This window comes from Mycobacterium sp. IDR2000157661, from assembly GCF_022317005.1.
GTDB lineage: Bacteria > Actinomycetota > Actinomycetes > Mycobacteriales > Mycobacteriaceae > Mycobacterium.
The window spans coordinates 303,756-329,197 of the sequence record NZ_CP081006.1; the positions used below are offsets into that span (position 1 = coordinate 303,756).

Sequence of the window (25,442 nt, forward strand, 5' to 3'; positions counted from 1 at the left end):
GGCTGGTGTGAGTCCAGATCGCGCTGCAGACCGCTTCCGGCGAGTTTCGCGATCTGTGCGCACACTCGGGCTAGATGATCTCGGAGGCGAGCGCCGCCGGATCGACGTCGGGCCCGGCGACCGTCCACCGCCCACACCAGTCGGCGGCGGCCAACGCCGCGTAGACCTCCGAGGTGCGTCGCTGCAGACCGTCGTCGCGTTCGTAGGCGTCCTTGGCGCGGTCGGCCTCGTGGCGGGCGCGGTGCTCGGCGCGTTCGGCCGCGAGTTCAGTCGGGACCGCGAGCAGAATCTGCCGGTCGGGCTCGGGGAGTCCCAGCCTTCCGTACTCGAGGTCGCGCACCCACTCGACGATCGGACCGTCGGCGCCCTGATACAGGCGCGCAGCGCTGTAGGCGGCGTTGGACGCGACGTAGCGGTCGAGGATGACGACGTCGTGGGCGGCTTTCAGGTCGGCGATCTCGGCCTTCGCGCCGGCGCGGTCGAGGGCGAACAGGACCGCCATGGCGTTGACGCTCGACGCGAGGTCGCCGTGCTCGCCGTGTAGGGCCTCGGCGGCGATGTCGGCGGTGATCGACCGCGTGTAGCGCGGGAAGGCCAGGCTTGCGACGGACTTGCGGTTCGCCTCGAAGGCCGCGCGCAAGCCATTGGTAAGCGTGCGCTTGCCCGCGCCGTCGACGCCTTCGATCACGATGAGCACGCACGGCAGCGTAGCGGCCCTACAACGCGAAACTGCGGGCACATCGCGAGTTTTCGTGAAGATCGCGACCTGCCTGGCCCCACGGCGGAACGCAGGAGACAGTCCGACGGGTCTACTGGGGACTCAGTAGCGGTAGTGCTCCGGCTTGTAGGGGCCCTCGACGTCGACGCCGATGTACTCCGCCTGCTCCTTGGTGAGCTTGGTCAGCGTGCCACCGAGTGCTTCCACGTGGATGCGCGCGACCTTCTCGTCGAGGTGCTTGGCCAACCGGTACACCGAGTTGTCGTACTCGTCGTTCTTGGTCCACAGCTCGATCTGCGCGATCACCTGGTTGGAGAAGCTGTTGCTCATCACGAACGACGGGTGGCCCGTCGCGTTGCCCAGGTTCAGCAGCCGGCCCTCGCTCAGCACGACGATCGACTTGCCGTCGTCGAAGATCCATTGGTCGACCTGCGGCTTGATGTTGAGCCGCTTGGCCCCCGACCGCTCGAGCGCGGCCATGTCGATCTCGTTGTCGAAGTGGCCGATGTTGCCCAGGATCGCCTGGTCCTTCATCGCCCGCATGTGCTCGAGGGTGATGATGTCCTTGTTGCCGGTCGAGGTGATGACGATGTCGGCCTCGGCGATGCCCTGGTCGACGGTGACGACGTCGAAGCCGTCCATCAGCGCCTGCAGCGCGTTGATCGGGTCGATCTCGGTGACCGCCACCCGCGCGCCCTGACCGGCGAGCGACTCCGCGCAGCCCTTGCCGACGTCGCCGTAGCCGCAGATCAGCACCTTCTTGCCGCCGATCAGCACGTCGGTGCCGCGATTGATGCCGTCGATCAGCGAGTGGCGGGTGCCGTACTTGTTGTCGAACTTGCTCTTGGTGACCGAGTCGTTGACGTTGATCGCCGGGAACGGCAGCTCGCCGGCGGCCTCGAACTGGTACAGGCGCAGCACGCCGGTGGTGGTCTCCTCGGTGACGCCCTTGACGGCCTCGGCGATCTTGGTCCATTTGGTCTTGTCGGTCTCGAAGCGCTCCCGCAGAACGCTCAAGAACACCTTCCACTCCGCCGCGTCGTCCTCCTCGGCGGGCGGGATAACACCCTGCTTCTCGTACTGCGCGCCGCGCAGCACCATCATCGTGGCGTCGCCGCCGTCGTCGAGGATCATGTTGGCGGGCTCGCCTTCCCACGTGAGCATCTGCTCGGCGGCCCACCAGTACTCCTCGAGCGTCTCGCCCTTCCACGCGAACACCGGCGTCCCCTTGGGCTCCTCCGGCGTGCCGTGGGGGCCGACCACGACGGCCGCCGCCGCGTGGTCCTGGGTGGAGAAGATGTTGCACGACGCCCAGCGCACTTCGGCGCCCAGCGCGGTCAGCGTCTCGATCAGCACCGCGGTCTGCACGGTCATGTGTAGCGAGCCCGAGATCCGCGCGCCCTTGAGCGGCTGCACATCGTGGTATTCCTCGCGCAGCGCCATCAGGCCGGGCATCTCGTGCTCGGCGAGGCGGATCTCCTTGCGGCCGAACTCGGCCAGCGACAGGTCGGCCACCTTGAAGTCGATTCCGTTGAGAGTGTCAGCTTTCAACTCGGTCATGAAGAGCCCTTCTTCGTTCGTCTGTTGCCAAGGAACGCGCGGACGCGCGAAGGCGACATCCGTGCGAAACCCCTAGCCTGCGGGCTCGCGGGACAGGCGCCTGACGCGCTCTGACAGCTAAGGGGTGTCCATGACACCGTAGCGTTCGGCGAACGGCGTCATCAATCTGGCCAGGTCATGTGCCACGTCATGGTCGGCCTCGGGCGGCATCGACACGTAACTCATGGCGAGTCGGACTATCGCACGGGCCAGCACCCCGGCGTCCTCTGCACTGGCCCGGACCCAACTGTTCATGAACAAGTCGGTCAACCGCGTCGAGCAGCGCGTGATGATCGGCGCGCTGTCAGTGGTGATGAGCTGCAGCAGATCGGGCTTGGTGCTGCCGTCCAGCAACGAGATGACCAGCGGGTCGGCCGCCGACTCGGTGAAGAAGTCCTGGAACCCGTGCAAGAACGCGGTGTAGATGTCGCCCGTGTTGGTGAAGATGGCGTCGTCGATCTGGTCGACCAGCCGGTCGGCCAATCGCAGCGCATAGCCCTGCGCGAGACCTTGGCGCGACCCGAACTCGTTGTAAATCGTTTGCCTGCTGATTCCTGCGGTCTTGGCGACGTCGGACAACGTGATCGACGACCAGTCGCGCACGAGAAGCAGATCGCGCATGCCGTCCAGGATCGAGTCGCGCAGCAGAACCCGCGACGCTTCGGCGTAGGAAACCCGCCGATCTCGGGGTCCAGTCACACGCGCGACGCTAGCGGTCACGGCCGCGCGACCTCCACCATTTCGAAGTCCGACTTAGCCGCACCGCAGTCCGGGCAACTCCAGTCATCGGGGATGTCATCCCACCGAGTGCCGGGATCGATGCCGTCCTCTGGCCACCCTTTCGCCTCGTCGTACTCGAATCCGCACTGTACGCAGACGAACAGCCGATATGGCTCGTTCACTGCTTCACCCCAATCTCTTCGAAGTCGACCTTCTCGCGGACTGCGCAGTCCGGACAGCACCAGTCGTCAGGGATTTGATCCCATGTAGTTCCAGGTGGGAACCCTTCTCGCGCAGCACCTTTCGCTTCATCGTAGACGAAATCACAAACCGGGCAACGGTAAGCGGTCATGTTGCGGCTCCACCCTCGCTGCGTGAGACCTCGTTGCCGGCACCGTATTTGGTAAGCACCTTGCTGCGTACGCGCGGGTGCAGATTCACCCGGGTGACGTCACCGTTGTAGTGCTCGAGCACCCGGTGATCCATCACCCTGCGCCATAATGCGGGCACATATGTCAACGCGATCATCGAAGCGTATCCGCGGGGCAGGTTCGGCGCGCCTTGCACGCTGCGCAAGGTTTGATAGCGACGTGTCGGGTTGGCGTGGTGATCGCTGTGCCGCTGAAGGTGATAGAGAAACAGATTGGTCACGATGTGATCCGAGTTCCAGCTGTGTACCGGCGCACAACGCTCGTAACGGCCACTGTCGGTCTTCTGCCGTAGTAACCCGTAATGCTCGAGATAGTTGACGGCTTCCAGCAGTGAAAATCCGAAGATCGCCTGAATGATGACGTACGGGATCAACGACGGACCGAAGCCGGCGATCAACGCACCCCAGAGGATCGCAGACATCAGCCACGCATTGAGCACATCATTGTTGAGGTGCAATGGACCTTTGCCGAGCCGACGAAGCCGCTGCTTTTCGAGCCGCCATGCCGAACGCAGACTCCCCCAGACGCTGCGCGGTAGGAACTCCCAGAACGACTCGCCGAAGCGGGCCGACGCGGGATCCTCAGGAGTGGCCACCCGGACGTGATGGCCACGATTGTGCTCGATGTAGAAGTGGCCGTAGCAAGTCTGCGCCAAAGTGATCTTCGACAACCACCGCTCGAGCGCGTCCTTCTTGTGGCCGAGTTCGTGCGCGGTGTTGATCCCGACCCCACCCAGAACGCCCACCGACAGCGCCAGCCCGATTTTTGCCGGCCAGCCCAATGCGCTCTGGAAGCCGAGCCAAGTCAAGTCGGATGCGGTGAACACATACGCGCCGGCGATAACGCTGGCGTACTGGAACGGGATGTAGACATAGGTGCAGTAGCGGTAGTACCTGTCGTTCTCCAACTGCTCCATGACCTCGTCGGGCGGATTCTGTCCGTCGGGCCCGAACTTGAAATCCAGCGCGGGTAGCAGAATGAACAGCAGGATCGGTCCGATCCAGAACGGCACCTGCGCGGCTGCATGCCAGCCGAGCAGATTCAAGCCCCACACCACGGGAATCATCCAGAACAACGCGGTGGGTGCTATAAGACCCATCAACCAGAGGTAGCGCTTCCTGTCGCGCCACTGTCTCAGGTCGACGTCGGAAAGCTGCGCAGTCACTTGACCCCTCCCTTGTCACTGACTTCACCCGACGGGTTGACTGTAATTTTCCATTTGTCTCGCGTCTAGACAGATTTTGGTGTTTGTAAAATATCCTTTCCGTAACGAACGACTGGCAGTCGCGAATTGCGTCAGCGTGACGCTACAGCTCATGCCTCTGCCCCGTACTTCGCCAGCACCTTGTCGCGAACCCGAGGGTGGATGTTGACTCGGGTGATGTCGCCGTCATAGTGCTCGAGCACCCGGTGGTCCATCACCTTGCGCCACAGCGGTGGAACGTATGTCAGCGCGATCATCGACGCGTACCCGCTCGGCAGGTTCGGCGCGCCCTCCATGCTGCGCAGCGTCTGGTACCGCCGCGTCGGGTTGGCGTGGTGATCGCTGTGGCGCTGCAGGTGGTACAGGAACAGGTTCGTCACGATGTGGTCGGAGTTCCAGCTGTGCACCGGTGCGCACCGCTCGTAGCGACCGTTCGAGGTCTTCTGCCGCAGCAGGCCGTAGTGCTCGAGATAGTTGACCGTCTCCAGCAGCGAGAAGCCGAACACGGCCGAGATCAGGATGTAGGGAATCAACGCCCAGCCGAACACCGCGATCAGAACGCCGTACAGCACCACCGACATCGCCCAGGCGTTGAGCACGTCGTTGGACCAGTGCCACTTGCTCTTGCCCGCGCGCTCCAGTCGCTTGACCTCCAGCTCCCACGCCGAGCGCAGGCTGCCGAACACGCTGCGCGGCAGGAATTCCCAGAACGTCTCACCGAAGCGGGCCGAGGCGGGATCCTCCGGGGTGGCGACGCGGACGTGGTGGCCGCGGTTGTGCTCGATGTAGAAGTGGCCGTAGCAGGTCTGCGCCAGCGTGATCTTGCTCAACCAGCGCTCCAGCGAGTCCTTCTTGTGTCCCATCTCGTGTGCGGTGTTGATGCCGACGCCGCCGAGCACACCGACCGACAAGGCCACGCCGATCTTGGCGAACCAGCTCAAACCGCCGTCGAAGCCGAGCCAGCTCAGATCGGAGGCGGTGAACAGGTAGGCGCCCAGTAGAACGCTGGCGTACTGGAACGGGATGTAGATGTAGGTGCAGTAGCGGTAGTACTTGTCGTTCTCCAACCGCTCGATCACCTCGTCCGGCGGGTTCTGTCCGTCGGGCCCGAACTTGATGTCCAGCGCGGGCAGCAGGATGAAGAGCAGGATGGGACCGATCCACAGCGGCACCTGCGCCGCAGCGTGCCAGCCCCACTGGTTGAACGCCCAGACCAGCGGGAGCATGACGAACAGCGCCGTCGGCGCGATCAGTCCCATCAGCCAGAGGTAGCGCTTCTTGTCGCGCCACTGCGCGACCTCGAGTTCGGACATCTGCGTGGTCACTTCGTGCCTCCTCGTGTGAGTGCCATCACCGCTTTGTCTTGACTATAGGAGGCGTTCTGTCGGCTGTCTAGACATATGGTCACACTTTGTAAAGATCTGGGTCCACGGATCCAGCATGAGCGCGCAGGTTTGCACGGTTTCCGGCCGCTGCGGTGTACGAGGCTGAGCGCTCGTCCCCCCGCAGCGCGAGCGTCCTACACCCGCGTGGCCTCGCCGGCCTCGCGACGCCCCAGCACCGAGTTCTTGCGGCCGTAGACGAAGTAGAGGGCCACCCCGATGCCCATCCAGACCAGGAAGCGGACCCAGGTCAGCGCGGTGAGGTTGAGCATCAGCCACACGCAGGCCACGATCGCCGCGATCGGCAGCCAGGGCACACCCGGTGCGCGGAAGCCCCGCTTGAGGTCGGGCCGGGTCCGGCGCAACACGATCACGCCGGCCGACACCATCACGAAGGCGAACAGCGTGCCGATGTTGACCATCTCTTCTAGCCGGTCGATCGGGAACACCGACGCCGTCACGGCGACCAGCACGCCGACGATCAAGGTGATGCGCACCGGTGTGCCGCGCCGACCGGTCTTGGCCATTCGCCGCGGCAGCAAGCCGTCGCGCGACATCGCGAACAGCACCCGCGTCTGGCCGAGCACCAGCACGATCACCACGGTCGTCAGGCCGGCGAGCGCGCCGATCGAGATGACCTTGGCCGCCCAATCGACGCCGTTGGCGGTGAACGCCGTGGCGAGGTTCGCGCGCTCGCCCGCATCGCGCAGTTCGGTGTAGTTCACCATTCCGGTCAGCACCACCGCGACCGCGACGTAGAGCACGGTCACGATGGCCAGCGAGCTCAAAATGCCGCGCGAGACGTCGCGTTGCGGGTTCTTGGTCTCCTCGGCGGTGGTGGCGACGATGTCGAAGCCGATGAAGGCGAAGAACACGATCGAGGCGCCGGCCAGCAGGCCGTACCAGCCGTAGTTGCTGCCGTCGGCTCCGGTGAGCAGCGAGAACAACGACTGCTCGGCGTCGGTTTCACCCGCCCCGGCCGGCTCACCCGGCGGGATGAACGGCGAGTAGTTCGCGGCGTTGACGTAGAACGCGCCGACGAAGACCACCAGCAGGACGACGCCCACCTTGATCGCGGTGATCACCAGGCTCACCCCCGCCGAGAGCTTGGTGCCCAAGGCGAGGATGGCCGTGACGAACGCGATGATCAGCAGCGCGCCCCAGTCCAGCTGCAGCGGACCCAATTGTGCTGTGCCGCCGCCGAACTCGAACACCTCACCCAGATAGCTCGACCAGCCCTTGGCCACCACCGCCGCGGCGACGGCGAATTCCAGGATCAGATCCCAGCCGATGATCCAGGCCACGAACTCGCCGAAGGTGGCATAGGAGAACGTGTAGGCGCTCCCCGCCACCGGAACAGTCGAGGCGAACTCGGCGTAACAGAGCGCCGCCAGCCCGCAGGCGATCGCGGCGAGCACGAACGAGACCGAGATCGCCGGACCGGTGATGTTGCCCGCCGTCGACGCGGTGATGGTGAAGATACCGGCCCCGATCACGACCGAGACGCCGAAGACGGTGAGGTCCCACCACGTGAGGTCCTTGCGCAACCGGGTGTCCGGTTCATCGGTGTCCGCGATCGACTGCTCCACCGACTTTGTCCGTCGAGCCATGACGCGTCCTCCCGTGAGTGCCGTGCCCGCGATTCAGCTAGTACTGTGCACCCAGTGGGGCGGACTTATAAACACGCTATCGTGATCGGCGGCAGCCTCGCTGGCTTGTGCGCCGCCCGGGTGCTCTCCGATGTCACCGACCGGGTGACCGTCTACGAACGCGACGACCTGCCCGACGGCCCGCAGAACCGGGCCGCGGTTCCACAGGGCCGCCACGTCCACCTGCTGATGGCCCGCGGCGCCGAGGAGTTCGAGAGCCACTTCCCCGGCCTGCTCGAGGGCATGGTGGCCGACGGTGTGCCGATTCTGGAGAACCGACCCGACTGCATTCACTTCGGCGCCGCCGGCCATGTGCTGGGCACGGCGCACCGGTTGCAGGACGAATTCACCGCTTACGTGCCGAGCCGCCCGCAACTGGAGTGGCAGATCCGCCGCCGGGTGCTGGCCATCGACAACGTCGACGTCGTGCACGCGGGCGTCGACGAACCCGTCTACGACGCCGCGCGGGAGCAGGTCACGGGCGTACTGCTCGCTGACGGCGAGACCGTGCCTGCCGACCTCGTCGTCGACGCGACCGGCCGCGGTACCCGGCTTCCGGTGTGGCTGGAGAAGTGGGGCTACGGACGGCCGCGCGAGGACGCCGTCAACGTCGGTATCGGCTACTCGAGCCAGCGGGTGCAGGTTCCCGACGGCATGCTGACCGAGAAGGTGGTGGTCGCCGGCGCGTCGAACGAGCAGCCCCTGGGCCTGGGAATGCTTTTCTACGAGGACGGTGTCTGGAACGTCACCACCTTCGGCGTCGGCCGGGTGCAGCCGCCGCAGGACTTCGCGCGAATGTGCGACCTTGCCGACGAGATCCTGCCCGCCCATGTGTCGTCGGCGCTGCGGGCGGGCACGCCGCTCGGCGAGATGGCGTTCCACAAGTACCCGACGAGCCGGTGGCGGCGCTTCGACAAGATGGACCGCTTCCCCGCAGGCGTCCTGCCGTTCGGTGACGCGGTCGTCAGCTTCAACCCGACCTACGGCCAGGGCATGACGATGACCTCACTGCAGGCGGGTCATCTCAGGCGGGCGCTGGCCACGCCGGGTGCCGACGTGTTCCGCGAGACCATACGCGCGACGGCCAAGTCCACGTTCCCGGTATGGCAGATGAACGCCATCGGCGACCTGACGCTGCACCGCGCGAGCGGGCCGACGCCGCGGTGGTACAAGCCGGTCGGCAGCCTGTTCGACCAGTTCCTCGGCGCCGCCGAGACGGATCCCGTTCTCGCTGAATGGTTCCTGCGGAGATTCAGCCTGCTCGACAGCCTGTACATGGTGCCGTCGGCTCGGCTGGTGGGGCGCACCATACGGCACAACATGCGGTTGTGGCTGGCCGAGAAGCGGGCAGGTAAGCAGCCGGCCGCCGTGACGCAGTCTGCGTAAGACAGCGCGCAGCGGGTACTTTCGACACCCATGAAGAGGATGCGATGAGCGCCGGCCTGTTCGCGCTTCTCGACGACGTCGCCGTCCTGGCCCGGTTGGCCGCCGCTTCGGTCGACGACATCGGCGCCGCTGCAGGGCGTGCCACCGCAAAGGCGGCGGGCGTGGTGGTCGACGACACCGCGGTGACGCCGCAATACGTGCACGGCCTCGCGGCCGAACGCGAACTGCCGATCATCAAACGCATCGCGATCGGGTCGCTGCGCAACAAGCTGCTGTTCATCCTGCCGGCGGCGTTGCTGCTCAGTCAGTTCCTGCCGCAGTTGCTGACACCGATCCTGATGATCGGCGCAACGTATCTGTGCTTCGAAGGCGCTGAGAAGGTCTGGGGCCGGATCCGCGGGCATGACGCGCACGCCGCACCGGTCGCCGCGGTCGGTGCGGACGCCGAGAAACTGATGATCACGGGGGCGATTCGCACCGACTTCATCCTGTCCGCCGAGATCATGGTGATCGCGCTGAACGAGGTGGCGGACCAATCGTTCTGGCCGCGGCTGATCATCCTGGTCGTCGTCGCCTTCGTCATCACCGCCGCGGTGTACGGCGTGGTCGCGGGCATCGTGAAGATGGACGACGTGGGCCTGCGCCTCACGCAGCGATCGTCGAAGGCGGCCCAACGGGTCGGGCGTGGCCTGGTCGCGTTCATGCCGAAGCTGCTCGCCGCGCTGGCCTTGATCGGCACGGTGGCGATGTTGTGGGTCGGTGGCCACATATTGCTCGTCGGCACCGACGAACTGGGTTGGCACCTGCCCTACAGCGTCGTACACCACCTCGAGGAAGCCGTGCATCACGCGGTACCAGGAATCGGCGGTGTGCTCGCGTGGCTGGTCAACACCGCCGCATCCGCGGTGATCGGCCTGGTGGTCGGCGCGATCGTCGTCGCTGTCATGCACGTGTTGCCGTTCGGCCGCCGCAAGGACGACGCACACCACTGAGGCGGTTCGCTCAGATACCCACGGTCGCGCGGAATAGCGTCGTCGGACTCGACGCGTCCAGGCGGATCGGTCCGTCGTCGGCCGACACCCACGCCGCCGACCCGCGCGCGAGGGTCACCGTGCCGGCCTTGGCGTGCACCGTCGTCGATCCCTCGGTGCACAGCAGAATCTGCGGGCCGTCGTGCCTGCTGGGCGCGTCGATCTCGTGGCCGATCCGGTCACCCTCGATGCGCAGCACCGAAACCGCGAACTCCGGTGCCGGGGTGTCGTACACCGACTCGATGCCGTCCTCAACGACCCGGGGCCGCACCACGGCATCGGTCGCGGGAGTGAAGTCGAGCACCCGCAGCAACTCCGGGACGTCGACGTGCTTGGGCGTCAGGCCGCCTCGCAACACATTGTCGGAGTTGGCCATCACCTCCACCCCCACTCCGTTGAGGTAGGTGTGCAGGTTGCCCGCGGGTAGGTAGATGCCCTCACCCGGAGCCAACGTGATCCGGTTCAACAGCAGTGAGGCCAGCACTCCGGCATCGCCGGGATAGCGCTCGCCGAGTTCCAGCACGGTCCGGGCCTCGGCCGCGAATTCTTTTCTGCCCGAACACACATACTGGATCGCGCCGTCGATCACCGCCGGCACCAGCACGTCCAGGTGCGGTTGCGGCGCGGTGATCCACGTGGTGAACAGCGCACGCAGGCCGTCGGCGTCGGACTGTCCGGCCAGCAGCGTGACGAATGGGTCGAGTTCGGACACCTCAAGCGCGCGCATCAACTCCACCGTGCGCCCGGCCGGACGAAAGCCGGCCAATGCCTCGAACTGCCCCAGGGCGACGATCAATTCGGGCTTGTGACTGCGGTCGCGGTAGTTGCGGGTGGGCGCGGAAACCGGGATACCGAGTCTGCTTTCCCGCTCGAAACCCTCATCGGCCTGCGCTGCGCTCGGATGAGCCTGCAGCGAGAGCGGTTCGTCGGCGGCGAGCACCTTCACCAGGAACGGCAGGGTCTCGCCGAACCGAGCACACACGGTGGCGCCCAACTGCCCCTCGGGATCTTCCAGCAGCGCATCGAGCAGGGACCGCTCCCCCGCTTCCGTCTGCAACACCGCCGGGTCGCCGGGATGCGCACCGAACCACAGCTCGGCTTCCGGATGCATTGTCGGACTTGGTCTTCCGGTGAACTCCGCGATGGCGGTCCGCGACCCCCAGGCGTACATCCGGACTGCTCCAGTTAGCAGGTGCACTTGTTCAACCTCGAACCAGTCGCAGGTACACGGCCGTCATCTCCAAGCGGACCGCCATCATCGCCAACTGTTGTTCGGGATGCCCGCTGGCCACTGGGACTTTGACATCCGGCACGTCTTCGGCGGCGATCACGTCGACCTCGTCGAGGTGGCCCACCCTGGCGACCACCACGGGCCGGAGGTTGTCGGTGGCCAAGACGAAGGTGCGGACCCGCGCTGGCAGCGGACCGTCGATCTGTTCGTCGTGGAACAGGGCCGCTCCCGCATCCGCGCCCGCCCCCATCCCGGCGCCGAGGGCCACCAGCGCGTCGGCGAGACCGACGGCTGCGACGGGCCGCAGAGCGATGCGCAACAGCATCGCCGCAGCGTGGCGGGCCAACGCCAGCGTCGCCGAGGTGTCGCCGGCCAGGACCACCTCGTGGCCCGACATCCGCTGGGCGAGGTTCTTGGCGGGGTTGGTGAACAGTTCCCGTGCGGCGCTGTTGCGCAACGCCTCGGCGTCCAAGTCGTCGGCCAGCGTGGCCAGATCCGCCTGGAACGCCGGATCCACGACGTGCAGCGTGGCCAGGCCGGCGCCGAGATAGTGGGCCAGCCCGAACCCGTCTGGCACCACGAGCCGCGGTGCGAGCACCACTGCCCGCCCGGCGGTGGCGTCCCGGAGAGGACCCTCGAATGGGCCGACGACGATCACCCGCGCGCCCCTGCGCACCGCGGTCGCCGCTGCGGAGACCAGACTGGGATCACTGGGGTCGTCGCCGGCCAGGACCAACACATCCAGGGCGCCGATCCAAGGTGGCGCGTCCGGGGTGATGACGATCGGCGCAGCCACCGACCCGCCCAGCGCGGCGGCCAGCATGGCGCCGGCCCTCTCCGCGGTGCCGCGACCGGCCACCCAGATCAGGGTGCGCGGCGGCTGGTCGGCACGCAGCGAGTCCAGGGCCCCCTCCTCGAGCGCCGCCGCGACGGCACGTACCTGCGCCCCGGCCATGGATGCCGCGCGTAGCAAACCCTCACGGTCGGCGGCCAGCAGCGCCTCGGAATCGTCGAGGTCAATCACCTGCTGGGCGGCATTCATGTGACTGCTTCTGGTGTTGACGACGTCTGAGCTTGAACCGTGTCGGAGACCTGTCCGACGATCTCGTCGATCTGCTCGGCGGTGCGAGCCTCGACGTTGAGCCGCAGCAACGGCTCGGTGTTCGACATCCGCAGGTTGAACCAGGCGCCGTCACCAAGGTCGACCGTCACACCGTCGAGGTGGTCCAGGGAGTGGATCCGGGTGCCGAACGCCTTGAGCACGTCGTCGACGCACGCCCGGGCGTCGGTGACGGTGAAGTTGATCTCGCCGGAAGCCTCGTAGCGCTGGTAGTCGGCCATCAGCTCCGACAGCGGCCGGTCCTGCTCCCCGAGTGCCGCCAGCACATGGAGGGCCGCGAGCATCCCCGAGTCGGCGCCCCAGAAGTCGCGGAAGTAGTAGTGCGCCGAGTGTTCACCGCCGAAGATGGCCCCGGTCTCGGCCATCAACCCCTTGATGTAGGAGTGTCCGACCCGGCTGCGCACGGGCGTACCACCACGCTCGGTCACCAGTTCCGGTACCGCTCGCGAGGTGATCAGGTTGTGAATCACCGTTGCGCCGATCTCCCTGCCCAGTTCCCGCGCGGCGACCAACGCGGTCACCGCTGACGGCGAGACCGGATGCCCCAGCTCGTCGACGACGAAACACCGGTCGGCGTCGCCGTCGAACGCCAACCCGATGTCCGCACCGGTCTCGGTGACGAACTTCTGCAGGTCCACGAGGTTGGCGGGGTCCAGCGGGTTGGCCTCGTGGTGGGGAAACGAGCCGTCGAGTTCGAAGTACAGCGGCGCCAGCGTGACCGAAGGAATCGCGCCCAGCACCGCGGGGGTGGTGTGGCCGGCCATTCCGTTGCCCGCGTCGACAGCTACTTTCAGCGGACGCAACCCCTCGAGGCTGACCAGCGACCGCAGGAACTCCCCGTACTCGGTCAGCACGTCGCGGTCGCTGAGCGAGCCGCGCGCACCGTCGTAGGCGGGCACCCCGGCGATCATCTCCTTACTGATTACCGACAGTCCGGTGTCCTTGCCGACGGGCTTGGCGCCCGCGCGGCAGAGTTTGATGCCGTTGTAGGCCGCCGGATTGTGGCTGGCGGTGAACATCGCGCCGGGACAGTCGAGCAGTCCCGAGGCGAAGTACAGCTGATCGGTTGACGCAAGGCCGATACGCACCACGTCTAGCCCCTGGTCCAGCACGCCGTCGGCGAACGCGGTGGCCAACGTGGGAGAACTCTCGCGCATGTCGTAGCCGATCACCACGCGCGAAGTCTGGTCACGTACCAGGCGGGCGAATGCGCCGCCGACGTCGGCGACGAACTGCTCGTCGAGTTCCTCTCCGACAAGGCCGCGTACGTCATATGCCTTGATGACGCGATGGACAGCCGCGGCGGGCCGGGACATAGGTCTCCTCGGTGAAAGGAACTGATGGCGCCAGCCTAGTAGTCCGGTAATGACGACTCGGATTCGCCACGGCATAGATTCGATCGACCCGCCCGTAGCAGTCAGTCGGGTGGCGACGCTGGTCGAGCGGGTGAATTGCCGGAATGGTACTTTCCTAATCGAGCAACCCCTTCTTGTCCTGCACGACCAGTTTGTTTTCTACTCTGTATTTGCCACGGGGCATCGTTTATGATGCCGAGTGATTATCATTTCGCTTGGTTGAGTAGGTTGAACGGATCTGCACTTGCTGGACTTTGGCCGTTGCTAGGCAGCGATGAAGAGCCAGCCAGTCATCCTCGACGAATCGTTGTAGAGGGGGGCGGCTCTTCATGGGCTATGCCAAATATGTCGGGCGTGTAGGTGCATTGGCCGTTGCGCTGGGGGTCGGGGTAGCGGTAGCCAACGGCCCCGGCACAGCGGTGGCCCAAACCGGAGACACTGGCTCTGGTGATTCGGGATCGTCCACGTCGACCTCCAACGACACGACGTCGACGGGCGGTACCACTACCGGCAGCACTACGACCGGCACCACCACGACCACCGGCACCGACTCCACGGGCGCGGCCGGCGATCAGTCCACCATCGAAACCACCACAACGGAGTCGACACCGTCGAATGGCTCCAACACGACGCCGACGACCGAGCCCACGCAGCCGGGCCCGGGCGAAGCCACAGACAACGTCGGGCCGACCACCACGCCCGATACCTCCACCGAGGGTGAGAGCGATCACGGCTCGTCGAGCACAGCGGAAACCGTCGAGTACCCGGCCCCTGAATCCGCGGGACCACAACCCGACACTGGCTCGGCGACCGCTCGGGAGAACGTCTACAACCCACCGTCCGGCGACGTAGGAACAGGTGACGGCATGCGCGTCGCCGCACAGACCACAGTGAGCGAGCCGGAGAATGTTGGGCTGACGTCCACGGCGCTGACGACAGCCCCGGAGCTCGACGAGCAGCCGTCGATCGACATGACCGCCACGCCCACCGGCGATGTCGGCCTCGAGCCGTCTTCCGACGACGAAATCGGCGAACAGGACACCCCCATCTTCACGCGCGTGCTGGAGATGCTGAGCCTGGACCCGGCGGCCGGCGGCGCGCCTTCCACGCCCACCGAGTCGCCCCTGTTGTTGGCCATGCTTGGCTGGGCGCGCAAGGAGAGCGAGAAGCTCGCCGAGGACGAGCAGGACCAACAACAGCTGCCGTCACTGATGGCGATGACCACCAGTCAGACTGTCGACGAGGACGCCCCGATGGCGTTCGCGAGCCTTGTCGCCTCGGAAACCACGCCGGAAATCGTAGAAGCGACGGTCGGAGCGCCGGATCCCGTCACTGGCGTGGTTGTCGTGACGGTGGTGGCCGACGACCAAGACGGCGACGAATTGACCTACTCGTTGCAGGGAGCACAGCCGCCGGGCGGGTCGGTGACCGTCAATCAGAATGGCACCTTCACATACACGCCGACCGCGGCTGCTCGCTTCGCTGCAGCTAGAACCGTTGGCGCAGAAACTAACTCATTTACCGTAGCGGTCAGCGACGGCCAAAGCACGATCACCAGGACCGTGACGGTCACGCTGTCGCCCGCCGACCTCACCCTGGCGGATCCCCTGGCTGGCTTGGGCAACACCCCGGCGGGTGTCGCGATCGTGGGCAACCAGGCTTATGTGGCCAATCAGGGTTCATCCTCAGTCGTCGTGTACGACATGAGCGGGCCGATCGCACAATTGGTGAAGACCATCACCGTCGGCTCGGCGCCGACCGCGGTGGTCGCCAGTCCGGACCGAACCAAAGTTTATGTGACGAACCAGTATTCGCACACAGTGTCGGTGATCAGCACGTCGACCAATACGGTCACGGCCACCATTGCGGTGGGCTACTACCCACTGGCGGCCACGGTCAGCCCCGATGGTTCGCGCCTGTATGTGGCGAACATGTACGGGCAGAGCCTGTCAGTGGTGAACACGACGACCAACGCCGTGGTAGCCACAGTTGCGCTTGCCAGCTACCCGAATTCCGTCGCGATCAGCCCGGACGGCACCAAGGTGTACGTCACCAATCAGTACGCCAACTCGGTGTCGATCATCAACACCGCCACCAACACCGTTGCCGCCAGTGTCAACGTCGGTGCCACGCCGTCGTCGGTGGCAGTCCACACCAGTCGCGCCGTCGTGACCAACCAGGGCGGAAACTCGGTGTCGATCATCAACACCGCCACAGGGGCGGTGATCGGCACCGTCAGCCTGCCTGCCGGCGGCGCGCCCACCTCGGTGGTGATCGGCAAGGACGGCACCGTGGCCTACGTGGCCAGCAACAACGACACAATCTCGGTGATCGATCTGACCGCGCCCGTCCCAGCGGTGGTGCGCACCCTGGTGGCCGACTCGGTTCCCGAGGCCGGCATACAGACGCTGGTTCTCAGCGCGGACGGGAACCGACTGTATGTCGTCGATGCGACCAGCCGTGTCCTGCGGGCGATCTCGATTTCATCGAAAGTGCTGCCCGCCACGATCACTACCGGCGTCAACGCATCCACCACCAGCATCGCGGGTGGTGTGGAGGCAGCCAATCTCGGCGCGCCTGAAGGCAAGATCTCCCTCATCGGCACCGATGCCGACGACCTGGTCCAATACCAACCCGGCTACTGGAATCCCAACTGGAAAACGGCGCAGAACGGAACTGTCGGCGTTGCGACCAACGCTACCTCCAGCTGGGGTATCGACATGGACGTGACCGGCACCCGCTTCGTCGAATTCAATGTCTACGCGCAGGGTTTCCCGTACGTGCAGATCTTCGTGGATGACCAGAAACTGAGCGATCCCTTCCAGCCCACGTGGAATGCCTACGGGCAAAATACACTCAAGCTCGACTTCGGTGAAGGCAACTCCGGTCCTCACAACGTACGGGTGATGCTCGGCGGGATCGCCGGCCAGTACGGTGTCGCGGTCGGAAAGGTGTGGACCGAGGCCGGGGGCGCTGTCAGCGCGCCGCCACCCACAGGGCCACGACTGTTCATTCTGGGCGACTCCACCAGCGCCGGCAGCCAGAACGAGACCGGGTACGAATTGGGAACGTGGATTCCCCGGTTCGCGGAGATGGCGGGCATCAGCGACTTCTGGAACGGCGCCATCGTCGCGACCAGCTACGAACCGTCGCTCTTCGGTTTCGCCAATTTCAAGACTCGCGCCGGCACTGAAGTCGTGCCGTCGGCCGCCGACGTCGTCATCGTGGCCACGCCGAACATCGACATCTTCAACGGTTACAAACCGGCCGACATCGCCACGAACGTGAGCAATGTGGTTACCACATTGTCGAGCATGCCCAACAGTCCTCGCATCATCATCATCGGCGCGTTCGACGCGACCGGCGTGAACGGGCCGGTGTACACGAATGTGGATGCCGCGATCATGCCGGCGATCGCCGGTCGCGCGGCCTACGTCTCGACCGTGGGTGGTCCACTCATCGGCTATGACGGCGAAACTCTTCTGGCATCGAGCACCCCCTGGGTGACGGCGGAGAACAGGCAGTACATCCTGGGCGGTGATGGCCTGCATCCCAACGATGCCGGCCAGGCCGGACTGGCCGGGAAGATTTTCGACGCTTACACGGCGCTCGAGGCCGCCGACGGTAACCGTGCGCCGGTGGCGGGCACCCCCTCGGCGCCCACTGTCAATCAGGCCACCGGTGTGGTCACCGGTTCGCTGAATTTCACTGACCCTGATGGCAATACGTTGACCTACACGGTGCCCAGCCAGCCCAGTGCGGGCACGGTGACGGTCAGCCCGACCGGGGTGTATACCTTCACCCCGACCCAGGCCGCCCGGGATGGGGCCGCCGCGGGCACCGGACCTTCCACGGCGAGCTTCACCGTGACGGCTTCCGACGGTGAGTTCTCCACCTCCTCGGCGCCGATCACGGTCACCATCGTGCCCAGTAATCGTGCGCCGGTGGCGGGCAGCCCGTCGGCGCCCACTGTCAATCAGGGCACCGGTGTGGTCACCGGTTCGCTGAATTTCACTGACCCTGATGGCAATACGTTGACCTACACGGTGCCCAGCCAGCCCAGCGCGGGCACGGTGACGGTCAGCCCGACCGGGGTGTATACCTTCACCCCCACCCAGGCCGCGCGGGATGGGGCCGCCGCGGGCACCGGACCCACCACGGCGAGCTTCACCGTGACCGCCTCCGACGGTCAATACAGCACCTCCTCGGCGCCGATCACCGTCACCATCGTGCCGACCTCGGCGGCCAACCAAGCCCCGGTGGTGACCGGTAAGACGGTCAATGTCCCCAATCAGAGCACGGGTGTGGTCACCGGTGCGGTGACGGCCACCGACGCCAATGGTGATGCGTTGACCTATTCGTTGTCGGGTGGGCAGCCTGCCGCCGGCACGGTGACGGTCAATGCCGACGGGACGTTCACCTTCACCCCGACGCAGGCGGCGAGGTTGGCCGCCGGGCAGAGCAGTGGTGCTGATTACGCCGGTTTCACCGTGGCGGTCAGCGATGGTCAGAACAGCACCACCACCACGGTCAGTGTGGCGGTGTTGCCGGCCAACCTGACACTGTCGAGCACCTCGGCGCCCACCGGGGCCACTCCGCAGGGTGCGGTGGTGGTGGGCAACCACGCCTATGTGGCCAACCAGGGCGCCCACACCGTGTCGGTCATCAACACCACCACCAACACCGTGGTCAAGACCATCGCGGTGGGCTATGCCCCGACCGGTATGGCCGCCAGCCCCGACAACACCAGGGTCTATGTCACCAACGGCTGGTCCAACACCGTCTCGGTCATCGACACCGCCACCAACACCGTGTCGGCCACCATCGGGGTGGGTCAGGGCCCGGTCGCGGCGGCGGTCAGCCCCGACGGCACCCGGCTGTATGTCACCAACCTCATCGGCAACAGCGTCTCGGTCATCAACACCACCACCCGCACCGTGATCGCCACCGTGGCCGTGGGCGCCTACCCCAACGGGGTCGCCGTGAGCCCCGACGGCACCCGCGCCTACATCACCAACCAATATTCGAACGCGGTGTCGGTGATCAACACCGCCACCAACACCGTGATCACCACCGTGGCCGTGGGCACCAACCCGTCCGCGGTCGCCGTGAGCGCCACCCGCGCGGTGGTGACCAACCAGGGCGCCAACTCGGTGTCGGTGCTCAACACCACCACCGCCACCCCCACCGTGATCGCCACCATTGCCTTGGGCGCCGGCACCGCCCCCACCTCAGTCGTGCTCAGCAAAGACGGCACCCTGGCCTACGTCGCCAACACCAACGACACCGTCTCCATCATCGACATGACCGCCACCACCCCCACCCTGCTGCGCACCGTGGCCGCCGACACCACCCCCGAAACCGGCCACCACATCCTCACGCTGAGCCCCGAGGGCACCCGCCTCTACGTCGTCGACACCGCCGACAACGCCCTACGCTCACTGACATTGACGCGCGGCAACACCGCCCCGGTGGCCGGCACGCCCTCGCAGACCAGCCTCAACACCGACACCGGCGTGGTCACCGGCCGGCTCAATGTCACTGACCCCGATGGTGATTCGCTGACCTACACGGTCACCCCCTCACCCAGCGGGAGCATCACGGTCAGCCCGACCGGGGTCTACACCTTCACCCCGACCCAGGCCGCCCGGGATGCGGCCGCCGCGGGCACCGGACCGACCTCGGTGAGCTTCACCGTGACCGCCAGCGACGGCACCGCCACCCCGGTCTCGGTGCCGGTGAGCGCACCCATCACCGCCTCCCAACCCGTCGCTAACCGTGCCCCGGTGGCGGGCACCCCCTCGGCGCCCACTGTCAATCAGGCCACCGGTGTGGTCACCGGTTCGCTGAATTTCACTGACCCTGATGGCAATACGTTGACCTACACGGTGCCCAGCCAGCCCAGTGCGGGCACGGTGACGGTCAGCCCGACCGGGGTGTATACCTTCACCCCGACCCAGGCCGCCCGGGATGGGGCCGCCGCGGGCACCGGACCTTCCACGGCGAGCTTCACCGTGACGGCTTCCGACGGTGAGTTCTCCACCTCCTCGGCGCCGATCACGGTCACCATCGTGCCCAGTAATCGTGCGCCGGTGGCGGGCAGCCCGTCGGCGCCCACTGTCAATCAGGGCACCGGTGTGGTCACCGGTTCGCTGAATTTCACTGACCCTGATGGCAATACGTTGACCTACACGGTGCCCAGCCAGCCCAGCGCGGGCACGGTGACGGTCAGCCCGACCGGGGTGTATACCTTCACCCCCACCCAGGCCGCGCGGGATGGGGCCGCCGCGGGCACCGGACCCACCACGGCGAGCTTCACCGTGACCGCCTCCGACGGTCAATTCAGCACCTCCTCGGCGCCGATCACCGTCACCATCGTGCCGACCTCGGCGGCCAACCAAGCCCCGGTGGTGACCGGTAAGACGGTCAATGTCCCCAATCAGAGCACGGGTGTGGTCACCGGTGCGGTGACGGCCACCGACGCCAATGGTGATGCGTTGACCTATTCGTTGTCGGGTGGGCAGCCTGCCGCCGGCACGGTGACGGTCAATGCCGACGGGACGTTCACCTTCACCCCGACGCAGGCGGCGAGGTTGGCCGCCGGGCAGAGCAGTGGTGCTGATTACGCCGGTTTCACCGTGGCGGTCAGCGATGGTCAGAACAGCACCACCACCACGGTCAGTGTGGCGGTGTTGCCGGCCAACCTGACACTGTCGAGCACCTCGGCGCCCACCGGGGCCACTCCGCAGGGTGCGGTGGTGGTGGGCAACCACGCCTATGTGGCCAACCAGGGCGCCCACACCGTGTCGGTCATCAACACCACCACCAACACCGTGGTCAAGACCATCGCGGTGGGCTATGCCCCGACCGGTATGGCCGCCAGCCCCGACAACACCAGGGTCTATGTCACCAACGGCTGGTCCAACACCGTCTCGGTCATCGACACCGCCACCAACACCGTGTCGGCCACCATCGGGGTGGGTCAGGGCCCGGTCGCGGCGGCGGTCAGCCCCGACGGCACCCGGCTGTATGTCACCAACCTCATCGGCAACAGCGTCTCGGTCATCAACACCACCACCCGCACCGTGATCGCCACCGTGGCCGTGGGCGCCTACCCCAACAGGGTCGCCGTGAGCCCCGACGGCACCCGCGCCTACATCACCAACCAATATTCGAACGCGGTGTCGGTGATCAACACCGCCACCAACACCGTGATCACCACCGTGGCCGTGGGCACCAACCCGTCCGCGGTCGCCGTGAGCGCCACCCGCGCGGTGGTGACCAACCAGGGCGCCAACTCGGTGTCGGTGCTCAACACCACCACCGCCACCCCCACCGTGATCGCCACCATTGCCTTGGGCGCCGGCACCGCCCCCACCTCAGTCGTGCTCAGCAAAGACGGCACCCTGGCCTACGTCGCCAACACCAACGACACCGTCTCCATCATCGACATGACCGCCACCACCCCCACCCTGCTGCGCACCGTGGCCGCCGACACCACCCCCGAAACCGGCCACCACATCCTCACGCTGAGCCCCGAGGGCACCCGCCTCTACGTCGTCGACACCGCCGACAACGCCCTACGCTCACTGACATTGACGCGCGGCAACACCGCCCCGGTGGCCGGCACGCCCTCGCAGACCAGCCTCAACACCGACACCGGCGTGGTCACCGGCCGGCTCAATGTCACTGACCCCGATGGTGATTCGCTGACCTACACGGTCACCCCCTCACCCAGCGGGAGCATCACGGTCAGCCCGACCGGGGTCTACACCTTCACCCCGACCCAGGCCGCCCGGGATGCGGCCGCCGCGGGCACCGGACCGACCTCGGTGAGCTTCACCGTGACCGCCAGCGACGGCACCGCCACCCCGGTCTCGGTGCCGGTGAGCGCACCCATCACCGCCTCCCAACCCGTCGCTAACCGTGCCCCGGTGGCGGGCACCCCCTCGGCGCCCACTGTCAATCAGGCCACCGGTGTGGTCACCGGTTCGCTGAATTTCACTGACCCTGATGGCAATACGTTGACCTACACGGTGCCCAGCCAGCCCAGCGCGGGCACGGTGACGGTCAGCCCGACCGGGGTGTATACCTTCACCCCCACCCAGGCCGCCCGGGATGGGGCCGCCGCGGGCACCGGACCCACCACGGCGAGCTTCACCGTGACCGCCTCCGACGGTGAGTTCTCCACCTCCTCGGCGCCGATCACCGTCACCATCGTGCCGACCTCGGCGGCCAACCAAGCCCCGGTGGCTGGGACACCCTCGGTGACGACGCAGGATCCGACCACCGGCGTGGTCGCGGGCCAATTGAATTTCACTGATCCGAACAACGACCCACTGACCTACACCGTGGTGACGCAGTCCTCCGCCGGCACGGTGACGGTCAACGCCGACGGCACATACACCTTCACCGCCAGCAATGCGGCGCGGTTGGCCGCCGGGCAGAGCAGTGGTGCTGATTACGCCAGTTTCACCGTGGCGGTCAGCGATGGTCAGAACAGCACCACCACCACGGTCAGTGTGGCGGTGTTGCCGGCCAACCTGACACTGTCGGGCACCTCGGCGCCCACCGGGACCACCCCCCAAGGTGCGGTGGTGGTGGGCAACCGGGCCTATGTGGCCAACCAGGGCGCCCACACCGTGTCGGTCATCGACATCACCACCAACACCGTGGTCAAGACCATCGCGGTGGGCTATGCCCCGACCGGCATGGCCGCCAGCCCCGACAACACCAGGGTCTATGTCACCAACGGCTGGTCCAACACCGTCTCGGTCATCGACACCGCCACCAACACCGTGTCGGGCACCATCGGGGTGGGTCAGGGCCCGGTCGCGGCGGCGGTCAGCCCCGACGGCACCCGGCTATATGTCACCAACCTCATCGGCAACAGCGTCTCGGTCATCAACACCACCACCCGCACCGTGATCGCCACCGTGGCCGTGGGCGCCTACCCCAACGGGGTCGCCGTGAGCCCCGACGGCACCCGCGCCTACATCACCAACCAATACTCGAACGCGGTCTCGGTGATCAACACCGCCACCAACACCGTGATCACCACCGTGGCCGTGGGCACCAACCCGTCCGCGGTCGCCGTGAGCGCCACCCGCGCGCTGGTGACCAACCAGGGCGCCAACTCGGTGTCGGTGCTCAACACCACCACCGCCACCCCCACCGTGATCGCCACCATTGCCCTGGGCGCCAACACCGCCCCCACCTCAGTCGTGCTCAGCAAAGACGGCACCCTGGCCTACATCGCCAACACCAACGACACCGTCTCCATCATCGACATGACCACCACCACCCCCACCCTGCTGCGCACCGTGGCCGCCGACACCACCCCCGAAACCGGCCACCACATCCTCACGCTGAGCCCCGAGGGCACCCGCCTCTACGTCGTCGACACCGCCGACAACGCCCTACGCTCGCTATCCCTCGGACCGGCAGTAGGGGGCCTCACCATCGCACACGCGCCGTTGATGATTCCGGACAGCAACGGACACACCGTCGACGCGACGTGGTACTTCCCGAACCAGGAACAGGCACCGGTCGGCGTAATCTATCTCCAGCACGGCTATACTCGCAGCAGCGCGAACGTAGCCGCGTTAGCCGCCGATCTCGCCGAGCGAACCAACAGTATTGTTGTCACGCCTAATGTTTCGTCTTCGTATGGGCATGCCTACAACATCTACGACGAGCCGATCGAGCGAGCGGTGGCGAAGATGTTCCAGGGCGACCGAGCAGAATTGACCGCTAGTGCTTCTGCGGCTGCGGGACGACAAATTACGCTTCCGCAGCAGTTCGCTCTTGCCGGGCACTCTGCCGGCGGAAACCTCGTGGCGGCTTCAGCCGGATATCTCGCCGACGCTGGTGCTGTCACTAACCTCCGCGCCGTAATACTGTTCGACTCCGTCAACGACGGCGACGCGGTGGCCGGGATTACGAAACTGACCGGCGCCAATTCAGTCCCGGTGATGCTGATCGCGGCAGAAGACTGTAACTGCAACAACTTCGGTGACCACACCGAGACAATAGTCAACAACGCGCCGCCTCAGTTCATCGGCGTCATGCTGGATGGGGGAAGTCACCTCGACGTGGAGGGCAACACCACCGACCAACACGTCGTGGACTTCTGCGGGATTCCTGTCGCACCGCACAACGCCGCGGCAGTCCAGACCATCACGGCGGCGTGGATCAACGACGTCTTCACCGGATCGAACAGCGGCATATACGGGCCGGACGGCGCAGTCATTTCGATCGGCGGCGCGACCGTCGAGGTGATTGGCGTCGGCGATCAGCCGATCGTGCAAACCGACTCGAACGCGCCGAACAATTCGTTCGCATAGTTCCCGGCGGGCGCACCGCAGCCGGATCGGGCACCGTCGTCGGTTTGACCTTGCAGCGGACTTCGCCGGTCAGGCCCAGCTCGGCCATCAGTTGCTCGACCCTGCAGCGGGCCACCGCGGTGCCCTCGCGGTCAAGCGCCAGCCACACATTGCGGGCCCCATAGCCGCCGTGATTCGGCGTGGACACGTCGATTTGGCGTTTCAGATCCCCATCGCCAACCTCGCGGTGCTCGGCTGACGCTCGAGGTGCTCGTAATACGTCGGCCGCGATCCGCACGCCGAGGTCGACGAGCGGCGCAGACCGTCAGGACCATCCCGGTGACCGTGGTGCTCGGCGATGAACCGACAGACTGGTGGTGTGGCCGATCGCATTCGAATCGACGGAGTAGTCGTTGCCGGCCATCCGCACGTGATAGTCCTGTTGTTGACGACGGTCCAAATGTAGGCCAGAAGCGACGGTCGAAAAGTAGGCCACGTGGTTGTGGTTATTGTGCCGTGTTGTCTGCGCGTGCGGAGGGCAAGGTGTCGATTCCGGTGTCCTTGAGCCGATAGCTGGATCCCTTCAGGGTCAGGACGTCGGCATGGTGCACGATGCGGTCGATCATCGCCGCGGCCACCACTTGATCACCGAACACGTCGCCCCAGCGGGCGAAGGGCAGGTTCGAGGTCAAGATCAGCGAGGCGTGTTCATAGCGGCTGGAGACCAGTTGGAAGAACAGGTTCGCCGCGTCCTGTTCGAAGGGGATGTAGCCGACCTCGTCGACAACGAGTAACCCGATGCGACGCAGCTTGGCCAGCTCAGCCGGGAGCCGCCCGGCGTTGTGGGCGGCCTTGAGGCGAGCGACCCAGTCCACCGCGGTGGCGAACGCGATGCGATGCCCGCTCTGCGCGGCCTTGACCGCCAATCCGATGGCGAGGTGGGTCTTGCCAGTTCCGGGTGGCCCGAGCAGGACCACGTTGGAGGCCTTGGCCAGGAACGCGCCGGTGCCGAGGTGGGCGATCATGTCCCGGTTGAGTGCGGGTTGGTGATCGAAGTTGAAGTCCTCCAAAGACTTCCGGGTCGGGAACCCGGCGGAGCGGATACGGGTCGCCGCACCGGAGGCCTCACGAGCCGCAACCTCCCGCGATAAAACGGCCGCCAGATACTCTTCGTGAGTCCAGCCGGCGTCGCGGGCTTGCTCGGCCAGGCGGGCCGCGGCGTCGCGGATGCGTGGCGCCTTGAGGGCTTGGGCGTAGTGCAGGACGGCCTTCATCGGATCCTCGGCCATGC

The 25,442-nt window shown here is 66.1% G+C and carries 17 protein-coding genes; 3 read left to right on the forward strand and 14 right to left on the reverse strand.

The genetic code is table 11. The features are described 5' to 3' along the window. Positions 1-70: 70 nt before the first annotated feature. From K3G64_RS02390 to K3G64_RS02425, 8 genes are all read right to left on the reverse strand, one after another. Entirely contained in the window at positions 71-697 is a 627-nt protein-coding gene (locus K3G64_RS02390) for a dTMP kinase (protein ID WP_238888730.1), read from the reverse strand. Between the two features lie 123 nt (positions 698-820). Further along, complete coding sequence (ahcY, locus tag K3G64_RS02395; RefSeq protein ID WP_238888736.1) at positions 821-2,278, reverse strand: adenosylhomocysteinase; 1,458 nt, start codon at positions 2,276-2,278, stop codon at positions 821-823. Between the two features lie 117 nt (positions 2,279-2,395). Beyond that, positions 2,396-3,016: a TetR family transcriptional regulator AlkX gene (gene alkX, locus K3G64_RS02400; protein ID WP_238888737.1), complete on the reverse strand. Its 621-nt coding sequence runs from the start codon at positions 3,014-3,016 to the stop codon at positions 2,396-2,398. Between the two features lie 17 nt (positions 3,017-3,033). Next, positions 3,034-3,219, reverse strand: a complete 186-nt coding sequence (locus tag K3G64_RS02405; RefSeq protein ID WP_238888738.1) for a rubredoxin — start codon at positions 3,217-3,219, stop codon at positions 3,034-3,036. Then, the gene (locus tag K3G64_RS02410) at positions 3,216-3,389 is read right to left on the reverse strand and encodes a rubredoxin (RefSeq protein WP_238888739.1); all 174 of its coding nucleotides are present in this window, start codon (positions 3,387-3,389) and stop codon (positions 3,216-3,218) included. Before K3G64_RS02410 ends, K3G64_RS02405 begins: the two co-directional genes overlap by 4 nt. Further along, positions 3,386-4,633: an alkane 1-monooxygenase gene (locus tag K3G64_RS02415; RefSeq protein ID WP_238888740.1), complete on the reverse strand. Its 1,248-nt coding sequence runs from the start codon at positions 4,631-4,633 to the stop codon at positions 3,386-3,388. The genes K3G64_RS02410 and K3G64_RS02415 overlap by 4 nt, the downstream gene beginning before the upstream one ends. A 149-nt stretch (positions 4,634-4,782) precedes the next feature. Next, complete coding sequence (locus K3G64_RS02420; protein WP_238950352.1) at positions 4,783-5,985, reverse strand: alkane 1-monooxygenase; 1,203 nt, start codon at positions 5,983-5,985, stop codon at positions 4,783-4,785. Positions 5,986-6,191: 206 nt separating this feature from the next. Further along, positions 6,192-7,664: an amino acid permease gene (locus tag K3G64_RS02425; RefSeq protein WP_238888741.1), complete on the reverse strand. Its 1,473-nt coding sequence runs from the start codon at positions 7,662-7,664 to the stop codon at positions 6,192-6,194. A gap of 54 nt (positions 7,665-7,718) precedes the next feature. Between K3G64_RS02425 and K3G64_RS02430 the strand changes: the two genes are divergently transcribed. Both K3G64_RS02430 and K3G64_RS02435 read left to right on the forward strand, forming a co-directional pair. Beyond that, the gene (locus tag K3G64_RS02430) at positions 7,719-9,089 is read left to right on the forward strand and encodes an FAD-dependent oxidoreductase (protein WP_238888743.1); all 1,371 of its coding nucleotides are present in this window, start codon (positions 7,719-7,721) and stop codon (positions 9,087-9,089) included. A 44-nt stretch (positions 9,090-9,133) separates the two neighbouring features. Next, positions 9,134-10,081, forward strand: coding sequence for a DUF808 domain-containing protein (locus tag K3G64_RS02435; RefSeq protein ID WP_238888745.1), 948 nt, complete (start codon positions 9,134-9,136; stop codon positions 10,079-10,081). 10 nt (positions 10,082-10,091) lie between these two features. Here K3G64_RS02435 and manA read toward each other — a convergent pair whose 3' ends face one another. From manA to K3G64_RS02450, 3 genes are read right to left on the reverse strand one after another with little or no spacing between them, the layout of a single operon-like run. Continuing rightward, a complete protein-coding gene (gene manA, locus K3G64_RS02440; protein ID WP_238888747.1) occupies positions 10,092-11,318 on the reverse strand; it encodes a mannose-6-phosphate isomerase, class I in 1,227 nt (408 codons plus the stop codon). Positions 11,319-11,322: 4 nt separating this feature from the next. After that, complete coding sequence (locus K3G64_RS02445) at positions 11,323-12,393, reverse strand: SIS domain-containing protein (protein WP_238888749.1); 1,071 nt, start codon at positions 12,391-12,393, stop codon at positions 11,323-11,325. Further along, positions 12,390-13,787, reverse strand: a complete 1,398-nt coding sequence (locus tag K3G64_RS02450; RefSeq protein WP_238888751.1) for a phosphomannomutase/phosphoglucomutase — start codon at positions 13,785-13,787, stop codon at positions 12,390-12,392. The genes K3G64_RS02445 and K3G64_RS02450 overlap by 4 nt, the downstream gene beginning before the upstream one ends. Positions 13,788-14,155: 368 nt before the next feature. Between K3G64_RS02450 and K3G64_RS02455 the strand changes: the two genes are divergently transcribed. Next, complete coding sequence (locus K3G64_RS02455; RefSeq protein ID WP_255727901.1) at positions 14,156-24,172, forward strand: Ig-like domain-containing protein; 10,017 nt, start codon at positions 14,156-14,158, stop codon at positions 24,170-24,172. Here the strand turns inward: K3G64_RS02455 and K3G64_RS25625 are convergent. From K3G64_RS25625 to istB, 3 genes are all read right to left on the reverse strand, one after another. Then, complete coding sequence (locus tag K3G64_RS25625) at positions 24,075-24,449, reverse strand: IS3 family transposase (protein ID WP_370647066.1); 375 nt, start codon at positions 24,447-24,449, stop codon at positions 24,075-24,077. The genes K3G64_RS02455 and K3G64_RS25625 overlap by 98 nt on opposite strands. A gap of 27 nt (positions 24,450-24,476) precedes the next feature. Beyond that, a complete protein-coding gene (locus tag K3G64_RS25730; protein WP_441338863.1) occupies positions 24,477-24,575 on the reverse strand; it encodes a hypothetical protein in 99 nt (32 codons plus the stop codon). Between the two features lie 82 nt (positions 24,576-24,657). Further along, a complete protein-coding gene (gene istB / locus K3G64_RS02465) occupies positions 24,658-25,440 on the reverse strand; it encodes an IS21-like element helper ATPase IstB (RefSeq protein ID WP_441338866.1) in 783 nt (260 codons plus the stop codon). Positions 25,441-25,442 lie beyond the last annotated feature (2 nt).

Excerpts from the sequence above, each read along its gene's own strand:
- ahcY (WP_238888736.1), bottom strand. The coding sequence starts at position 2,278 with ATGACCGAGTTGAAAGCTGACACTCTCAACGGAATCGACTTCAAGGTG.
- K3G64_RS02410 (WP_238888739.1), bottom strand. The coding sequence starts at position 3,389 with ATGACCGCTTACCGTTGCCCGGTTTGTGATTTCGTCTACGATGAAGCG.
- K3G64_RS02420 (WP_238950352.1), bottom strand. The coding sequence starts at position 5,985 with ATGTCCGAACTCGAGGTCGCGCAGTGGCGCGACAAGAAGCGCTACCTC.
- K3G64_RS02425 (WP_238888741.1), bottom strand. The coding sequence starts at position 7,664 with ATGGCTCGACGGACAAAGTCGGTGGAGCAGTCGATCGCGGACACCGAT.
- K3G64_RS02435 (WP_238888745.1), top strand. The coding sequence starts at position 9,134 with ATGAGCGCCGGCCTGTTCGCGCTTCTCGACGACGTCGCCGTCCTGGCC.
- K3G64_RS02445 (WP_238888749.1), bottom strand. The coding sequence starts at position 12,393 with ATGAATGCCGCCCAGCAGGTGATTGACCTCGACGATTCCGAGGCGCTG.
- K3G64_RS02450 (WP_238888751.1), bottom strand. The coding sequence starts at position 13,787 with ATGTCCCGGCCCGCCGCGGCTGTCCATCGCGTCATCAAGGCATATGAC.
- K3G64_RS02455 (WP_255727901.1), top strand. The coding sequence starts at position 14,156 with ATGGGCTATGCCAAATATGTCGGGCGTGTAGGTGCATTGGCCGTTGCG.
- K3G64_RS25730 (WP_441338863.1), bottom strand. The coding sequence starts at position 24,575 with ATGGCCGGCAACGACTACTCCGTCGATTCGAATGCGATCGGCCACACC.
- istB (WP_441338866.1), bottom strand. The coding sequence starts at position 25,440 with ATGGCCGAGGATCCGATGAAGGCCGTCCTGCACTACGCCCAAGCCCTC.